This is a genomic window from Tersicoccus phoenicis, assembly GCF_001968835.1.
Lineage (GTDB): Bacteria > Actinomycetota > Actinomycetes > Actinomycetales > Micrococcaceae > Tersicoccus > Tersicoccus phoenicis.
Window position 1 is genome coordinate 68,190 of the sequence record NZ_MRDE01000081.1, and the last position, 16,613, is coordinate 84,802.

A 16,613-nucleotide genomic window follows, 5' to 3' on the forward strand; every position below is an offset into this window, starting at 1 on the left:
CGGTCATCCGAACAGGGCCGCCTCGTCGTCGACCACCGGGGAATCGCTGCCGGCGCGGGCCGCCGCCTCCACCTCGGGATCCCGACGTCGTCGTCGGCCGTCCCACCGCCAGCGGGACACTCCCACGGCGTCGACGCCCTCCACCCGGGACAGCTGGGCGATCGCGAGCCCGGGCACCTGCGGGTAGCACCCCCACTCCCGTTCGCTGGTCATCACGACGTCGAGGTCGAACGTGGCGAGCAGGCCGAGGGACTTGGCCCGGGAGTCGTCGTCGATGCCGGCGAAGGCCTCGTCGAGCAGGATCAGCCGCGGCGCCTGGGGGGCGGCCGAGTTGTAGTGCGCCGACGCCGCGGCGAACAGCGGCACGGACACCGCCAGGGCCTTCTCCCCGCCCGATGCCGGCCCGGAGGCCGAGCGCCACTGGCCGTTCTGCCTCCGCTCCACGACGAACGTGTGCCACTGCCGGTAGTCCAGGGCCTGCCCCAGGTGCTCCTGCCAGCCGCCGGTGGGGTCGGCCTCCCGGATCTCGGTGATCCGGGCGTGCAGGAAGTCGCCGATCGCGGCGCGGTCCCCGGGCGTCCAGGTGGCGTCCGAACGGATCATCAGACCCCTGGCCGCGGCCAGACCGGCCGGCCCGTCGGCGCGCTCACGCCACTGGACCCGCAGCTGCATCCCGGTGGACGTCCTGCGCTCGGCAAGCTCGCGGTTCATCCGGGTGATCTGCTCCTCGGCCGTGTGCAGCAGTTCGTGCAGATGGCCGGCCACCTCGTTGACCAGGTGGTTCTCCAGGATCTCCCGCTCCCGGGCGCTGAGCAGCCGCTCCCGGTCGGCGACGTCGGTCGCCAGCCGGCCCGCCAGCCGGTCGACGTCGACCTCCTCGTTCAGGTACCGCACCCGGGCCACCAGCACGTCGTCGCGTTGTTCCAGGAACGCGGTGTGCCCGTGCCGGCTCATCTGCCCCTGCAGCTCCGTGGAGGCGCTGGACACGCGCTGCTGGGCGCGGCCCCAGGCGTCGTCGGAGTCGTCGGTCGCCTGCAGCTGCTGCTCGACGTCGCGGGACAGGCCCACGGCGGCGGTCACGGTCCACTCCACGGGCGCGTCCGGCGACGGGACCGACAGCTCGGGCATTGCGACCCGCAGTAGACCGGTGGCCGCGAACGCTCGCAGGCCCGCGGTCCGCTCCTCCCGCGCAGTGGCCGTCTCGGCACGACGCCGCTCCAGGTCGCGTGCCCGCTCCTCGGACCGGCCGCGCCGTTCGACGGCGGTGAGCTGGTCCCGGCTGATCCGCCGCAGGTCCGCGGCCGCGTCCTGCAGGTCGGTGACGATGGCGGCGAGGCGGCTCTGCAGCTCGGCCACCGACGCCCCGACAGTGGCGTGCAGGGCGTCGTACTTCGCACGCAGGCTCGCCGCCTGGGTGCGCAGGTCACGGCGTTCGGTCTCCCGCCGCGCGGCCAGGTCGGCGGCCTCGGCGGCGCGTCCGGTCGCCTGCTCGTGGGCCGCTGCCGCGTCGGCGGCGGCACGGGCGGCGCTGCGCACCTCGGTCACGGCCAGTGCGTACGTGGTGACGGCCTCCCCGACGTCGGCGATGGCGGCGGCCGTGGTGCCCACACCGAGCTGCGCGGCCTGGTCGGCGAGTTCCGCCGCCGCCTGGGTGGCTACCTCGGCGACGCGTTCCCAGCCGGCGCGGGTCTCGGTGACCCTCCCCTGCGCACGGTCGAGTTCCCGCTGCGCGTTCGCGGCGCCCGCGTGCGCCGAGCGGAGTTCCCGTTCGGCGCCCAGCGGGTAACCTGTCCGCTCGTCGTGCACGCGAGCGGCCCGCCGGTCCGCGTCCGCGACGCGATCTCGGGCGGCCGCGCGCTCGGCCTCCAGCTCTCCCGCCCGGATCCGCAGCTGTTCGAGCAGCTCACGTCGGTGGGACTCGCGGGCGCCGGCGCCGACGTACTCGGCACGCTCCTTCGACCAGGAACCGCGGGCGGGGCCGGCACCCCACCGCCCGTCGACATCCACCCAGAGGGCTGCCCCGGTGGCTTCCCCGAGTCCGATCCGGCCGAGAGCGGCCGCCACGGCGTCGGCCCCGACCGTGTCGTCGGGCCCGACGGCGGGCACGAGCACGGCCGCCAGTGAGGTCGCCGTCTCCGGTCCCGTCGGGCCGAGCACGACGTCGTTATCGGCCCGCAGGGTTCCGTCGGGGAAGATCCAGGCGTCCAGCAGTCCGGCGGAGGTCAGTGCCGCCTCCACGCCGGCCCGGTTGGGGCCGGGCACCGAGGCCGCGAAATCGGTCAGCCGCCACAGCGGCGCACCCGCCCGGTCGTGCCGGGTGTGCGGGTCCCGGCCCGGTGCCGGCGGTGGCTCCGGGTCGCGCCCGGTCCGCAGGTCCTCGATCCGGGCGCGGAGCTGCGCCAGGTCCCCGGCCAGCCGGTCCTCGTCGTGGCGCGCCTCGGCCCGGGCGAGTCCGATCGTCTCCAGGGCTGTCCTGGCTCCGGTCTCCAGTGCGGCGAGGGCCGGGGCATCTCCGGCCAGGCTCCGCGCCCAGCCCTCGGTCAGGCCGGCCAGATCGTCCACCGCGGCGTCCAGAGCGATGGCGGACAGCCCCGTCAGGTGTTCCCGTACCCGGTCGTGGTAGACCGTCACGGCGGTCTCGACGCTCTCGTCCGCGGCCCGCTGCTCCTCCCGGCGGCCGGCTTCGTCGGTCTCCGCCGCGTCGAGCAACTGCCGGTGCTGGCCGGCGCGGGACTCGGCCTGCTGCGCCGTGTCCAGCAGACCGCGGACATGGCGGATCTGGTCCCGTCGGCGGTTCAGCGCCCGCTCGGCCACCTGCGCATCGGCGGTGATCGCCCGGTGCTCGGCCGCAAGCCCGGCCGGTCCGGCCAGCCCGGCCGCGGTCGCGTCCTTGTGGTCGGCCTCGGCGGCCGCCCGTTCGTGCCGGTGGGCGGCCGTTGCCTCGGCGTCGCTCTCCCTCCGGGCGGTGGTGGCGGCCCGGTCCGCTTCCGCCCCGGCGGCGGCGGCCCGGTTCTCCCGCTCGTCGGCTTCCCGCGCTGCCGCGTCCAGCCGGTCCGCGTCCCGCATCTCGGGGCTCGCCCGCAGTGCCTGCTCCTGGCCCCGCAGCGTACTCTGTCGTTCTTCCGCTTCTTCCTGGCGGGCGGCGAGGTGCTCGACCTCCTCCCGGGCGGCTGCCAGCTGCTCCTCGGCGTCGCGTAGGTCCCGGCCGGCGTGCTCGTACGCCGAATGCGTCAGCCGCACCGCCGTGGTGTGCCGACGGGACGCGATCCGCGCGTAGACCTGATAGTGGCGGAGGAATCCCTCGGCCGCGTGCAGGGTCTCCTTCGCGTCGGTGATCCCGGCCCGCTCCTCCTCCAGGGACCGGAAGGACTCGGCGACGTCGGCGACGACGGCCTGGTCCAGGGGTGCGAGCGCCTCGGTGAGCGCGGCCGAGAGCGCCTTCTCGTCAGGTTTCTTGGACAGCTGCGGCTGGCGCAACTGGATCAGCAGGTCGATCAGGGCGCCGTACCGTTCCTCCCCCAGCCGGAACATTGCCTCGTCGACCGCCCGCCGGTAGGCCTCCTGCGTGCCGTGGACCTGCCCGGATCCCGTGGCCCGCAGTTCGTCGCGGAGGCGTTCCTGACTCAGCACGGTCCGGCTGCCGTCGAGCAGGCGCAGGTCACCGATCCGCCGGGTGCTGGTGAAGTACCAGGTCTTGACGATGCCGCGGCCGGCGGCGGCCTTCAAGCCGATGCCGAGCGTGGTGAACCGCTCGGTGCCGTCGGCGTCGACGCGTCCGAACTCGACCCACGCGTAACCGCTGCGCTCCGACGTCGGGTGGGCGCCGCCGAGCAGCAGGTTCCACTCCATCCGCTTCTTCGGGTCGGCGTCCGGCTCCACCCGCCGGGCCGCGATCGAGCCGTCGAGCAGGAAGGGCAGTGTCAGGGCGAGAACCTTGGACTTGCCCGTGCCGTTGTTGCCGCGCAGCAGCAGCCGGCCGTCGTGGAACCAGAACTGCTCGTCGTCGTAGTAGAACAGGTCCACCAGGCCGAGCCGCAGCGGCTGCCAGCGTTCCGTGGTGGGCCGGGGCAGCGCGTCCGTGGTGAGCTGCTGGGCGGTCATCGTGCTCTGCTCTCCGTGATGGTCGGGGCGGTGACGGCGAAGCGTCCGAGGGCGGGCAGCGGGTGGGCGACGGCGTCCGGACCGGTACCGGTGATCCGCACCAGGCCGAGTCCGACCAGTCGGTCGAGCGCCTCGGCGACGAGCAGGTTCTCCGCGCCGGGTTCGCGGGCGGTCCGGCGCCAGTAGGCCGCGTGCTCGGCCGCGAGCCGGCGCACCCGCTTCCGCAGGGCCGTCACGTCGGTGGGGCCGGACGTGGCCAGTTGCTCGGCCAGCAGCAGCGTGGCGTGCCCGTCGGTGCCCTGTTCGGGCATCCGGACGTCGGTGAGCTGGTCCTCCGGGTCGACCAGCGCGATCCCCTCCGCCCGCAGTTCCGGCACCAGCCCGGTGGCGTCGGCCAGTCGGCGGGTCAGCGGCACCCGCTGACCGACGAGGTACCGGCGTTCGGCCTCGGGCAACTCGTCGTAGTAGACGACCGGGTCGCACAGCAGCCGACGGGACACCGCGTGCCGCAGCCGCCGGTTCGCCTCGTCCTCGGTGTAGACCGGCGGCGGCTCGTGCAGGGCCGCCTCGATCCGGTCGATCGCCGGGGCGGGGCCCAGCGCGGCGCCGACCAGGCCGGGCCCGTGGGCGCTGGAGAGCATGGTGGCCAGCACCCGCCGGTCGATGTCGTACAGGGCGTCGCCGTCCGCCGCCAGGTAGGACTCCTCGTCCCCGGCGACCCGGACGAGCACCCCGTGGCCCAGCAGCAACCGGATCGCGGCGACCAGGTCGGCCCGCTCGTCGCGCCCGCTCAGGGCGAAGTCGATCCCCTCCAGGCCCGGTTGGCGGGCGGCGAGCACGACGTCGTCGGCGAGCCGGCCGAGCGAGATCTGCGGGTCGGAGCGCTCCAGGACGGCCAGGGCCAAGCACAGCAGGACGTAGCGGCGCCGGGTGAACGGCGGGTCACCACGGCGGCCGCGGGCCGGGTGCCGTTCGGCGACGGCGGTGGCCGTCGGACCGTGCGGGGCGTAGGCCGGCACCAGCCGGACGCTGTCCGACTCGACGATCAGCCGCCACCCCGCCTCCCGGTCGAACCACTCGCGCAGCGCCTCGCTGTGGCGACGCGCCAGGCGGAACAACTCACCGTCGGTCCGGGCACGCAGGACGGGACGGGCGAGCAGCGCTCGCAGCACCCGGATGCGGCCCTCCGCTTCTCGTGTCTCGAGCGCGCCCGAGATGCTCGAGGCGAGTTCGACGCTACTCACGCGAACACGTCCACGGGCTGCTCCGGCCGCGGGCCGGACTCCGGACCAGGCCTCGGGACGGCGATGGGGTCGACGGTCGACGCGATGTCGACCAGGTGGTCGGGGCCGGACAGTTCGCCGTCCGGCGTGGCGATGACCGCGGTCCCCGCGTCGAGGATGCGGCTGAGTGTGACCAGCAGTTCCCCGTCCGAGGTCTGCACCTGCGCCGTCGTCCCCTCGGGTCCCAGCGCGGTGAGCGCGTCGCCGAGCAGGCCGAGGAACAGGGCGAACGCCTCCGGGTCCAGCTCCCCGAACGCGGAGAGCGGGCGCGGACCGTCGGTGAGGATCCGGCGGCGTGCCGCCGCGGTCTGCTCGGCTTCCCGGCGGGCCCGGTCGGCCAGCAGGGCCTTCGCCTCGGTCCGGTCCGCCACCCGCACCGCCTTGCCCCGACGCTCGTAGGAGCCGCTCCGGCGCAGCTGCGGGCTGATCTGCAGCGGCGGCGCCTCGGCCCAGGGCGTCGTGGTCGCCAGGTCGGCCGCGGCCCACGCGTCCTCGGTGGCGGTCGTGACACTCAGGTGCCGGACCGGGGACAGCCCGAAGGCCGAACGCCACAGCCGGTGGCGGTCGCCGTCGGTGGGCAGCGCGGCGAACCACCGGGCCAGGGTGAGGAAGTCCTGGGTGCGGTCGGTGCGGCCCCCGGTCTTCTCGTGCAGCGCCCGCACCACGGCCAGCAGGGCGGGGATCGCCGCCCGGGCGCGGGCGCGCAACAGCTTCGCCTCGCTCTCCCGGGCGGGCGTGCTGACGAACCAGTCGGTCAGGCCGGACCACTGCCGGAGCCACACCTGCGTCGCGGTGTCGACGGCGGCGTCCGCGTCGCCGGGGGCCGCATCGATCGCCTCGCGCTGCGCGGCGGCGTGCACCAGCAGACGTACGCCGTCGTCGGGGATGGCACGAAGCAGGTCGGCGATCGCGGCCCCACGAGTGAGCAGGTCGTGGATGAACCGCTCCAGGTAGTCGATCAATTGCTCCTTGTACGCCAGGAAGGCCTGCACGTCGGCGTCGTGCAGGTCGATGGTGCGCTGCATCGACCCCATGAACGCCACGGCGTTCTCGGCCAGCTCGGCGAAGCGCTCCCGCAGACTCCGCAGGGTCTGGTGGACCAGGGCCGCGTCCACGGGTTCGCCCTGCGCGGAAGCGGCGGCGGTGTCACGCAGCCGGGTGAGCAGCACCACGATGTCCTCCAGGGCGACGGACTGGAGCGCGCCCCGGCTGCCGAGCGCGGCGTCGTACTGGGCGAGAGCCCGCTCGGCGGCCTCCCCCTGCCGAGACATCTGATAGAGCATCCGGCGCCGGTAGAAGTCCTCCAGGGCGGTGACCCGGCTCGAGTCGGGGAACGCGAGCAGGTTGCCCCATCCCGGCTGGGCCAGCCGGTCCAGCGCGTCGGCGAGGACGCCTTCGTCCACCGGCTCCCCGCCGTCGGACGCCACCGCCGCGAACACCTGCCCGGGGCGCACGTGCACCGTGAACCGTTCCTTCTCCCCCATCAGCGCCCGCATCACGCGCCGGTACAGGGGCGCGTTGGGGGCATTGAGGTAGGCGAAGGGTCCGTAGTCGCCGGAGGCCTCCTCAGCCTCGGGGCGGGCCGTGTCCGGCGGTCGGTCCGTCATGAGACCCATGCTGCCACCTTCGGACGACCAGTTCTGTGCACCCGCGCGGCCGGACGCTGCTCACCGGTCGGGCGCCCGCTCACCCGGTCCCGCAGGGCGAATCAGAAGCCTACCGGCTCCTCGATGTGCTCGTCCGGTTCCAGTTGGATCGTCGGGTGGGTCACGCCGTACTTCTTCCTCAGGATGTCCCGTGCCTGGTCGAGGATACTGTGCCAGTCGACCTCGACGTCGTCGACGACGATGTGCACGGTGGCGGCCTCCATGCCGCTGGTCAGGGTCCAGATGTGCAGGTCGTGCACTTGGACCGACTCGAACCAGGTTCACCCGTCCGGAGTCGTGCCGATGCTCGAAATCGGCGCGGCCGTTCCCCCTGGGGCGATTGTTCACATGTGGAGGCTAACATGAGCCACGGCCTCCAGGGGCCCACAGGGATTCGGTCACCGGCGCTCCGATCAGCATCCGAGCGAACCCCGACCGGCGACGGTGACCTGTTCACCGCCGGGCCGATGCGGGCTGTCCGTGGTCCACACGCGATGCGACCACGATCAACCGGCGGGCTGCGCAACGAGGCCCGAACCTCGACCAACGTCTCCGTTGGCAAAGGTTCGAGCCCGGTGCGTGCGGTGGAGCTATGGGGATTCGAACCCCAGACCTTCTCATTGCGAACGAGACGCGCTACCAACTGCGCCATAGCCCCTTGCGACGATCCAATCTATCGCCCGGAGGTCGCGATCACAAAACCCGACAGAACCCGACCGAGTAGAAAGACCAGCGAGGAACCCGCTCACGCGCCCCGGCGCCGGCGGAGCACCTCGTCGAGGTCGTTCAACTGGCCGGTGGCGGTGCTCCGGCCCGTCTCCTGACCGGCGACGTCGCGGCGGCCGGCCTCGGCGGCGCGGATCGACGTGCGGGTGGACGGGCGGGGCGTCTCCGGCAGCCGCAGCGGCTCGGGCGCGGGACGCTCGGCGCGTTCGGCGTCGACGTAGGTCGGCCGCGGCACGGCGACGGGCTGCCAATCGGTCTCGGCGGTCCGCTCGGGGCGCGGTGCGTCCCCGATCGACGTGGCCAGGGAGCGGGCGGCCTCACGGAGCTCCTGCGCGTTCATCGTGGCCGGCTGGTGCTCGGCGGCGTCGGCGTCGAAGAGCGGGGTCGGACGGTCCTCGTCGACTCGGGCCGGCGTGACGTGGTGCGCGTCGACCGCGGCGTCGATCGCGGCCTCGACCTTGCGACGCCGGTCCCGGATCGCGAGCCCGCGCAGACCGGCGACGGCGCCGACGAAGATGAGCAGGAGCACGAGCGGCACCAGGACCGGCAAGGTGGTGACGAGGGAGATGACTCCCGTGACCAGGGCGGCGACCAGGGCGATCAGACCGACCCCGGCGAGCGCCATCCGGTCCCAGCGGACCCGCAGTCGGGCCGGGCTCACGGGTACCACCGCGGACGCGCCCCGTGAGGCAGCGAAGGAGCCGAAGGAGCCGTCACGAAGTTGGAGCATCGTCATCCCCTGGTTCTCGGTGATCGTCGTCCCGACGGAGCCGGAGGTCGCGGGCTCGCCGATCGTGGTGTCGGCCGTCGCGACGGGCCGCAGGGCGACCTGCGCGACGATCGGGCGGTGGCGCTTGCGGAGGGCGTACGGGACGATCCAGATCAGCCACAGCCCGATCGTCACGACCAGGATGATCGAGCTGTTCAGGGAGAAGACGTCCACGGTCCCACGGTAGGGCCAGGCGTCCGGGATTCCGGGGATCTCGGGGGTGTGTCGGGACGCGACGAGTGGTCCGTCAGCCGACGGCGCCCTCCGTCAGCCACCGGTGCAACAGCCCGCCCGGCACCTCGTCGGCCGTGAGCGCGAAGCTGCGGTGGTCCGCCCACCGGCCGTCGATGTGCAGGTAGGCGCGGCGGATCCCCTCGTCGCGGAACCCGAGCTTCTGCACCACGCGCAGGCTGCGGGCGTTCTCCGGCCGGATGTTGATCTCCATCCGGTGCAGCCCGAGCCCAGTGAAGCAGTGGTCGGTGGCCAGCGCGACGGCGGTCGGCGCGATCCCGCGGCCGGCGCTCGCCCGGTCCACCCAGTAGCCGAGCGTCGCGCCCATCAACGAGCCGTAGGTGATGGAGGAGACGGTGAGCTGCCCGACCAGCCGCGGAACGTCGTCACGCACCTCGGTGATGACGAACGGCAAGCCACCGCCGGCCCGCGCCTGGGCCTTCAGCGCGGCGACCATGTGCCGGAAGGTGGGCAGCGTCCCGTTCGGCGCGGGACTGCTCGCCTCCCATGGGCCGAGCCACTCCGCGTTGCGGGCGCGGACCGCGTCCCACTCGGCGCGGTCCCGGTAGCGGATCGGGCGCAGCGCGAGCGCGCCCCAGCCGATGGTGACCGGCCATTGCCCTGGCGGGAACACCGCCGGCTACTCGGCGGGAGCGGCGACCGTCTCCCGCGGTTCGTCCGCCAGGGTGCTCGCATAGTCCTTGATCCAGGCGCGTAACGCCGGCCCGAGGTCCTCCCGGTCCGAGGCCAGGGTGATCACGGCCTGGATATAGCTGAGCTTGTCACCGGTGTCGTAGCGCCGGCCGCGGAACACGACGCCGTACACGCCGCCACCCTCGCCGTCCCGACGGGCGAGCGTCTGCAGCGCATCGGTCAGCTGGATCTCGTTGCCGCGACCGGGTGGCGTGTCCTCGAGCACCTCGAAGACCGCCGGATGCAGCACGTAACGGCCGATCACGGCCAGGTTCGACGGCGCCTCGTCCCGGTCCGGCTTCTCCACCATGTGGTCGATCCGTACGTACGCCTCACCGGGGACGTCGTTGATCGCAGCGACGCCGTAGGAGCTGATCATCTCGGGATCGACCTCCATCAGCGCGACGACCGAGCCGCCGGTCTTCTCCTGCACGTCGATCATGGTGGTCAGCAGCTCGTCCCGCTCGTCGATGATGTCGTCACCGAGCAGCACCGCGAACGGTTCGTCCCCGACATGGCCCGCCGCGCGCAGCACGGCGTGGCCCAGTCCCTTGGGATCGCCCTGGCGCAGGTAGTGCAGGTCGCCGAGGTTGGAGGACTCACGCACGGCCGCCAGCTTCCCGGTGTCCCCCTTCGCCTCCAGGGTGGCCTCGATGTCGGGGACCCGATCGAAGTGGTCCTCCAACGCACGCTTGCTCCGGCCCGTGATCATCAGGATGTTGTCCAGCCCGGCGTCGACCGCCTCCTTGACGACGTACTGGATGGCCGGCTTGTCGACCACGGGGAGCATCTCCTTGGGCATCGCCTTCGTCGCCGGGAGGAAGCGGGTGCCGAGCCCCGCCGCGGGGATCACGGCCTTGCGCACGCGTTTCTGATCGGTCATTCGCCTAGGCTACCGTCAACTCCGTGGGTGGCTGCTGGGAGGCTTCTGCGTGACACGGGATGCGGATTCGAAGGCCTCGACCCGGGCCCGGCTGCGGCTCGCCCGGGCATCCGTGGACGTCCCGACGCGGGAGCGGGCGGGCTCCGCGCTGCGACGGACGATCGGCACCTGGTGGGAGCACGCGAGCGAGAGCCGCGGGCGGATGGATCGCGGGGAAGCGGCCGTGGCATCGTTCCGGTCGATGCCGACGGAACCACCCGTCGACGCCGTCAACGCCGCTCTGTATGAGCGGGGCGCGACCGTTCTGCTGCCGGTGTGCGAGCCGGACTTCCGGTTGCGCTGGGCTCGGTGGACCCCCACGACGCCACTGGTGCGGTCCGCCGTGGTGCCGATCGACCATCCGCCGGGCCCCACCGTGGATCTGGCCGCGGTCGCGGATGGGCCCGGCCATCAGCTCGACGTCGGCCTGTTGCTGATCCCCGCCCTGGCGGTGGACGAGAGTGGGCAGCGGCTCGGTCAGGGCGGGGGATACTACGACCGGTTCCTGGCCCGCTGGCGCGCGCACTCGCGGCACGGCGTGCTGGCGGCGGTCGTGTACGACGACGAGGTGCTGCCCGCCGGCTCGTTCGACGTCCTGCCCCACGATCAGCCCGTCGACCTCGTCTTCACGCCGGACCGGGTGCTCGACCTGCGGGACCGCTGACCGTCATCGCTCCGGTGGGCGCGGAACAGGACGGCGATCTTCCGTGTTGTACTGGACTGTCCCACATCGTGTCCGGAGGAATACCCGTGCCCACCTACGCCTACGCCTGCAAAGACTGCGGCCACCAGTTCGACGTCCACCAGCCGTTCTCGGACGACGCGCTCACCGTCTGCCCGGCGTGCTCGGGCGCGCTGCGCAAGAAGTTCAACTCCGTGGGTGTGGTGTTCAAGGGTTCCGGCTTCTACCGGACGGATTCGCGTAGCGGGTCGACCAGCACGGCACCTCCCGGTTCCGCTTCGGAGCCCGCGACCGCGCCGTCCAGCGCGTCGTCGAGCGTGGCGTCCACCGCGTCGTCGAGCCCGTCCGGTCCAGCCGCCGGCGGCGGAACGGGCGCCCAGGCGTCCGCCGCCCCGGCCGCTTCCCCGCCGAGCCACTGATCCTTTTCGGTTGAGCGTTCTCCCTCCACCGGGGGGAAGCCGACCCAAGTTGTCCACCGGCGGTCACTGACCCGCCCGGACCAGGAATGCGGCGCCTAGCGTGAAGACATGTCGCCCACCCGTGAACGCGGCCGGCCCGCCGAGGGCGCCCGGTCGCGCACCGGCCGCCCGCTTCCTCGCCGAGTGGAACCCGACCGGTCCCTGCCACGTCGCCTGACCCGACTGCTACGACGCCGTCGGCGCCTGGTCGTGACCTTACTGCTGAGCGCGGCGGCGGGTGTACTCGTCGACGGCCTGACTCCGGCCTCCGCCCTGACCGTGCCAGTCATCGTCGTGACCCGGGACCTGCCCGCCGGTGCCGTTCTCACCAGCGGTGACCTGACGCGAGCCGACTGGCCACCCGGGACCGTGCCGGACGGAACGGTGACCGCCGACGTCGCGACCGGTGGGCGACTGGGAGCGCCCCTGCGCCGCGGTTCCCCCGTGACGGACGCCGCCCTGCTCGGCCCCGGCCTGCTCACCGGTGCCCCGGCCGGTCGGTCCGCCGTACCGCTGCGGGTGGCCGACCCGGCCGTGCTGCGCGTCGTCCGGTCCGGTGACTTCGTCGACGTGATCGTCCCGGGCTCCGAGGACCCGGCCGGCACGCCGGGCCCGGCGCGAACCGTCGCCCGGTCGGTCACCGTCCTGTGGACGTCGACGTCCCGGGCCGGCGCGGCACCGGGGTCGGGGGCGTGGCCGACGGCGAACGACGACGCCCCGCTCGCGGTGGTCGCGGTTCCCCGAACGACGGCTGCGGAGCTGGCCGGTACCACGGGCGGCACCGGCACGGTCGCCCTCGTCCTCGTGCCACCGGGCCCGTGAACCCGTTCCGGAACGGTCCGACGGCGGCACCTACTCCCAATGCGGCGGACGCTGCTCCAGCAACCACCGGTCATGCTCCGGCGCGGTCTCCTCCCCGCGGCCCCCCCAGCGGCGCGGATCGTCCTCGGCAGCCAGCACGCGGTCCAACCTCAGCGCGGCCTCCGGCCGGCCATCGGGGTCGGTCGGGGGCGAGCCGCGCCCCGGCATTTCGACGACGGGACCGATGGGGGGACCGATGGGGGGACCGCCGACGACTTCCCGGGTATTTGCACCCGTGGGGGGTGCCGAGGCAGCACCCCGCGCACCTTCCTCCGCTCGGGTGGCCCGGGCGTCAGCCCTGCGGTGTGCCATCGTCGTACCGGCCGCTGAGAACGGCTCCCGGCGCGCTCCCGGCCTCGTCGCCCCCATCCGGCTCGTCCGGCCGGGGGCCCGGGTCCGGTGCTGCCGCGTCGTCCTCACCCAGCGGCTGCCGGTCGCGCACCGGCGCATCCGTCAGGAAGGAGGGCGCATCGGTGCTGAGCAACCCGGCGACACGGTCGGCGAGGCCCTCGGGATCGCTGAAGACCTCGATGGTCCACAGCGTGAGGTACGTCCACCCGGAACGCTCCAGCAGGGCGGGCCGCAGGCGGCTGCGTTCGCGCACGGTGTAGGCGCCGTACCGGTCGGAGCCGTCGCTGATCATCGCGGTCGGTTCGACGCCGCGCGTGGACGGCAACGCGGTCAGGTCGACGCCGGCGGCCTGGTCGTGCACGGCGAGCCCCCGGGCCCGGATCCGGCGAGCGAGATCGGCCACCAGCGGTGACGAAGCCGCGTCCGATCCCGCGGGCACCTGGCCCGTGGCGAGCGCGGTGACCCGGCCGTCGGCGGCGGCGTCACCGATCAGAGCGCTCTCGTCCGGCTCGTCCTGGGGGCGCAGGCCCCGTTCGAGCAGCTCCTGGTAGTCGAGCGCTCCTGCGCGCAACTTCATCGTGTCCAGTTCGTCGGGGTGGAAACACGTCAGCACGTGCAGGTGGTGACGCGCTCGTGTGGTGGCCACCGCGAACAGGCGACGTCCGTCCTCGCCGGACAGGTCGCCGAGGTTGTGCAGCACCCGGCCGTGCGGGGTCCGGCCGTAGCCGAGGGAGAGGATGATCCGGTCACGCACCACGCCCGCCGCCCGGTCCAGGCCGACCACGCGGAACGCGTCGGGACCGGCGGAGAAAAAGTCGGCGTGGGCGGGGTGCTCGGCGACGGCCGCCCGGACGGCGTCGGTGACCCGTCCGGCGTGCCGACGGTTGCCGGCGATGACCGCGAGCGACTGGGCGGGACGGGTCGCGGCGTGCCGCAGGACCAGGTCGACGACGCGTCGCACCTCGGCGTCGGTGGACTCGACGTCGCCGTCACCGGTCGGCAGCCCGGTGCCCTCCGGCAGGTATTCGACGACCAGGCCTCCGGCCCGTCCGGGCGGAGGTGAGAGCCACTCCAGCCGACCGTCGTAGAACTGGTCGTTCAGGTGGGCGGTCAACCCGTCGTCGACCTGCCGGTAGACCATCGTGAGCGACCGCTCGGGCAGGACCTCGGTCAGTGCCGCCAGCGCGCTGGGAATGTGGGGGTCCGCGTCGGAGACGGAGACGCCCGCGTCCACCGTGAACGCCTCGACCGCGTCAAGGTGACGGTCACCGAACGCGATCACCTGCCGGGACCGGGCGATCGCCGGCAGTGCCGCCGGTAGGGACGTCGACTCGGCGTCGAGGATGACGACCGCGTCGAATCGGACCCCCACGGGTAGCTCACTGGGCAGGTCGAAGGGGCCGGCCGTGATCACCGGGGTCAACGGGCCCACCAGGTCCGGGGTGCGCAGGAAGTAACTCGCCGCGGTGACGGCCCCCGACTTCAGCGCGTCCTTCAGCGCCTCGGCCTGGCCGGGTGCGGCCTGCAGCCCGCTGTCCCAGGCACGCGCCAGCGCGGCGTGCAACCGTGCCGGCCCGGCGGCGACGTGCGCCTCGTCGGCGAGCCGGTACTCCGCCTCGACGGTGCGCAGGGTCGGCCCGCTGGCCATCGCGAGGAAGTCGTCGCCACTGATCATGGCCTCGAGCGCGGACTGCCACCAGGTCAGCTCCAGCTCCGCGGCGACGGCGTCCGGGCCGACCTCGCGGCGTGCCAGGTCCTCGAGCAACTCGTCGATGCCTTGTTCGCGCATCGACTCGAGCAGCATGGTCCGTTCCGGCAAGGTGGCGAGCGTCTCCTCGTCCGCGACCAACGCGTCGAGCATCCCCTGCAGCTCGTCACCGTCCCGGGTGCGAAGCCCGGTCTCCGAGGTGACCGGCAGCACCTCGTCCAGCTGATCGAGCAGGGTCACCAACGCGTCGAACTGCCGGGCGATCTCGATCAACCCCCCGGGGATGCGCGGATGTCGTTGGGTGCGGGCGATCGCGGCCCACTGCCGACGCTCACGCTCGACCGCCACGAGCGAGGTGTGCAGATCGGAGATGTGCACGCCCGGCCGGATGTACTCCTTGGCGACGCGCCGCAGCCTCGAGCGCTGCACGGAGTTCATCTCCAGGCCGCGCTCCCGGCGCCACGCGTTGGTGGCGGTGGCGGCGATGAGGTCCCTGACGGACCGGTCGAAGATGTCCGGGCTGAACCGGTCCAGCGTGTCACGGACCGTGAGCAGCAGCCGGAGCCGCTGACCCCAGTCGTCCACACTTTCCCCGAGAGTGATCTCGGAAGCGTCCGCGAGCTCGTCCAGGCGGCGCCGCAGCGGCGGCAGCTGCTCGGCGGCCTGCTGCGCCAACCGGTGGGCGTCCGCGGTCTGCTGCCGGTTCATCAACCGCGCCCCGAACCACGGGCTGACCGCCGCCGCGCGGGAGAAGCTGCCGAGTTCGGCGGCACGCCGCAGCCGATCGGCCAGACCCCGACGGTCGAGCATGGCGTCCAGCACGCTGCGCTTGAGTCGCACGTGGGTCGCGGGGGCGGGATCCGTGGCCATCAGCGTGGCGAGCGCCTGCATGGCCTGGTAGGGGGAGCAGTGCCAGCGGTCGCGGATCTGGTGCAGGGAGCGGACGTGCTCCGCGAGCCGGTCGCGGTGCCGCCGGAGGGTGTCGTGCACCCGGTCCAGGTCCGGCGAAACCGCCCTCTCGTTGCGCACGATCGCGCGGACCAGGGCCGAGCGCAGCGTCACCGACTCGGCAGCGTCCTCGAGGGACAGCACCGCCGAACCGAGGTTCACCTCCTCCATCCGCTCGGTGAACTGGCGCAGACTCCCGCGCCGCTCCGCGGTCACCAGCACGGTCTTGCCCTGGGCGGCCAGCGTCGCCACGGCGTTGACGGCCGTCTGCGTCTGCCCGCTACCCGGTGGGGTGGTGACCGTCAGGGACCGGCCGGTTCCGATCGCGTCGAGAACCGCCTGCTGCGAAGAATCCGCGTCGAGAACGAGGAACTCCTGTGCCGGATCACGCTCGTCCAGCGGCGGGTAGGGGTTGGTGTCCTCACCCGTGATCGACCGGCCGGTGACGAGTGCGCCGAGCACCGGGTGCCGGGGATCGAGCCCGTGCAGGCGTTCGGACAGATCCGCGAGGGTGGTGGCGAGCAGACGGTACTCGACGGTCAGGTCCGGGATGCCGGCGCCGCGCTGGCGCAACTGCTCCAGCACGGGCTGCGGGTCGAATCGGCCGGACGCGGTGGCGGCGGCCAGCAGGTCCGACTCCTCGATCTGCACGTCGTACTCGCGACGGACGTGACGCAGCAGGGCCGGATTGACTCGCGCCTGACCGGTCAACTGGATCTCGTGATCATCGGCACCGGGGCGGTCGGCCAGGTCCATCCGAGCCATCAGGACCGGGGCGTGCAGACGGCCACGGGTGCCCGCGCCCCAGGACGTGAAGGTCGCGGTGCCGAACACGAGCCAGGCGGCGTCGATGCCGTGCTCGGCGGCGAGTTCGTCGATGCGGGACCGCAGGGCACGGGCGGCCGCGGCGGCCCGCGCACTGTGATCCGGGTCCCGCAGCAGGGTGGTCAACCGGGTGCGCCGACCGGAGAGCAGTTGCGCCATCCCCGAGGGGTGCGCATGGGTCAGGTCGATGACCGCGCGCGGTCCGGACGGCAGGTTGAGGAGAGTGTCCACGCCGCTGTATCCGTCCAGGCCGGCGAGCCACGACTGCGTCTGCTCCACCGTCGGAGGTACGACGCCGTCGACCGGTTCGGGGCCGTCGGCGAGCAGCGGTGGCGGGGCGGAGCTGTCGGGCATGGGGTCGAGCCTATCGGTCGTGCGGCGCGCGAGGCTGCAGGACGACCCGTGCGAC

Annotated in this window: 11 protein-coding genes and 1 tRNA gene; 3 read left to right on the plus strand and 9 right to left on the minus strand. The window is 73.2% G+C overall.

Annotation, left to right across the window (positions count from 1 at the left end; all coding sequences use genetic code 11):
• Window positions 1–3: 3 nt before the first annotated feature.
• The 8 genes from BKD30_RS14565 to galU all read right to left on the minus strand — a co-directional run bounded on the left by BKD30_RS14565 (window position 4) and on the right by galU (window position 10,332).
• The gene (locus BKD30_RS14565) at window positions 4–4,101 is read right to left on the minus strand and encodes a TIGR02680 family protein (RefSeq protein ID WP_076705738.1); all 4,098 of its coding nucleotides are present in this window, start codon (window positions 4,099–4,101) and stop codon (window positions 4–6) included.
• On the minus strand, window positions 4,098–5,345 hold the full coding sequence (locus BKD30_RS14570) for a TIGR02678 family protein (RefSeq protein ID WP_218189317.1): 1,248 nt from the start codon (window positions 5,343–5,345) through the stop codon (window positions 4,098–4,100). Before BKD30_RS14570 ends, BKD30_RS14565 begins: the two co-directional genes overlap by 4 nt.
• Window positions 5,342–6,991: a TIGR02677 family protein gene (locus BKD30_RS14575; RefSeq protein WP_076705833.1), complete on the minus strand. Its 1,650-nt coding sequence runs from the start codon at window positions 6,989–6,991 to the stop codon at window positions 5,342–5,344. The genes BKD30_RS14570 and BKD30_RS14575 overlap by 4 nt, the downstream gene beginning before the upstream one ends.
• Before the next feature lie 101 nt (window positions 6,992–7,092).
• Entirely contained in the window at window positions 7,093–7,290 is a 198-nt protein-coding gene (locus tag BKD30_RS14580; RefSeq protein WP_177344585.1) for a cation transporter, read from the minus strand.
• Between the two features lie 325 nt (window positions 7,291–7,615).
• Window positions 7,616–7,688 (minus strand) — tRNA-Ala (locus BKD30_RS14585).
• A gap of 87 nt (window positions 7,689–7,775) precedes the next feature.
• Window positions 7,776–8,699: a hypothetical protein gene (locus BKD30_RS14590; protein WP_076705739.1), complete on the minus strand. Its 924-nt coding sequence runs from the start codon at window positions 8,697–8,699 to the stop codon at window positions 7,776–7,778.
• Window positions 8,700–8,772: 73 nt separating this feature from the next.
• Complete coding sequence (locus BKD30_RS14595; protein WP_076705740.1) at window positions 8,773–9,390, minus strand: GNAT family N-acetyltransferase; 618 nt, start codon at window positions 9,388–9,390, stop codon at window positions 8,773–8,775.
• 6 nt (window positions 9,391–9,396) lie between these two features.
• Window positions 9,397–10,332 carry a UTP--glucose-1-phosphate uridylyltransferase GalU gene (gene galU / locus BKD30_RS14600; RefSeq protein WP_076705741.1) on the minus strand — a complete coding sequence of 312 codons (936 nt, stop codon included), beginning with the start codon at window positions 10,330–10,332 and terminating at the stop codon, window positions 9,397–9,399.
• A 49-nt stretch (window positions 10,333–10,381) separates the two neighbouring features.
• Here galU and BKD30_RS14605 point away from each other — a divergent pair, with 49 nt between their 5' ends.
• The 3 genes from BKD30_RS14605 to BKD30_RS14615 all read left to right on the plus strand — a co-directional run bounded on the left by BKD30_RS14605 (window position 10,382) and on the right by BKD30_RS14615 (window position 12,333).
• Window positions 10,382–11,035 (plus strand): 5-formyltetrahydrofolate cyclo-ligase, encoded by a 654-nt coding sequence (locus tag BKD30_RS14605; protein WP_159440588.1) that lies wholly within the window; start codon window positions 10,382–10,384, stop codon window positions 11,033–11,035.
• An 86-nt stretch (window positions 11,036–11,121) separates the two neighbouring features.
• Window positions 11,122–11,472 carry an FmdB family zinc ribbon protein gene (locus BKD30_RS14610; protein WP_076705745.1) on the plus strand — a complete coding sequence of 117 codons (351 nt, stop codon included), beginning with the start codon at window positions 11,122–11,124 and terminating at the stop codon, window positions 11,470–11,472.
• Window positions 11,473–11,721: 249 nt separating this feature from the next.
• Window positions 11,722–12,333: an RcpC/CpaB family pilus assembly protein gene (locus tag BKD30_RS14615; protein WP_159440589.1), complete on the plus strand. Its 612-nt coding sequence runs from the start codon at window positions 11,722–11,724 to the stop codon at window positions 12,331–12,333.
• Window positions 12,334–12,664: 331 nt separating this feature from the next.
• Here the strand turns inward: BKD30_RS14615 and BKD30_RS14620 are convergent, their stop codons facing one another.
• Complete coding sequence (locus tag BKD30_RS14620; RefSeq protein WP_076705747.1) at window positions 12,665–16,558, minus strand: hypothetical protein; 3,894 nt, start codon at window positions 16,556–16,558, stop codon at window positions 12,665–12,667.
• Window positions 16,559–16,613 lie beyond the last annotated feature (55 nt).

Bases quoted from the DNA above. Each gene is read 5' to 3' on its own strand.
- BKD30_RS14565 (WP_076705738.1), bottom strand. From the start codon at position 4,101: ATGACCGCCCAGCAGCTCACCACGGACGCGCTGCCCCGGCCCACCACG.
- BKD30_RS14575 (WP_076705833.1), bottom strand. From the start codon at position 6,991: ATGACGGACCGACCGCCGGACACGGCCCGCCCCGAGGCTGAGGAGGCC.
- BKD30_RS14620 (WP_076705747.1), bottom strand. From the start codon at position 16,558: ATGCCCGACAGCTCCGCCCCGCCACCGCTGCTCGCCGACGGCCCCGAA.
- galU (WP_076705741.1), bottom strand. From the start codon at position 10,332: ATGACCGATCAGAAACGCGTGCGCAAGGCCGTGATCCCCGCGGCGGGG.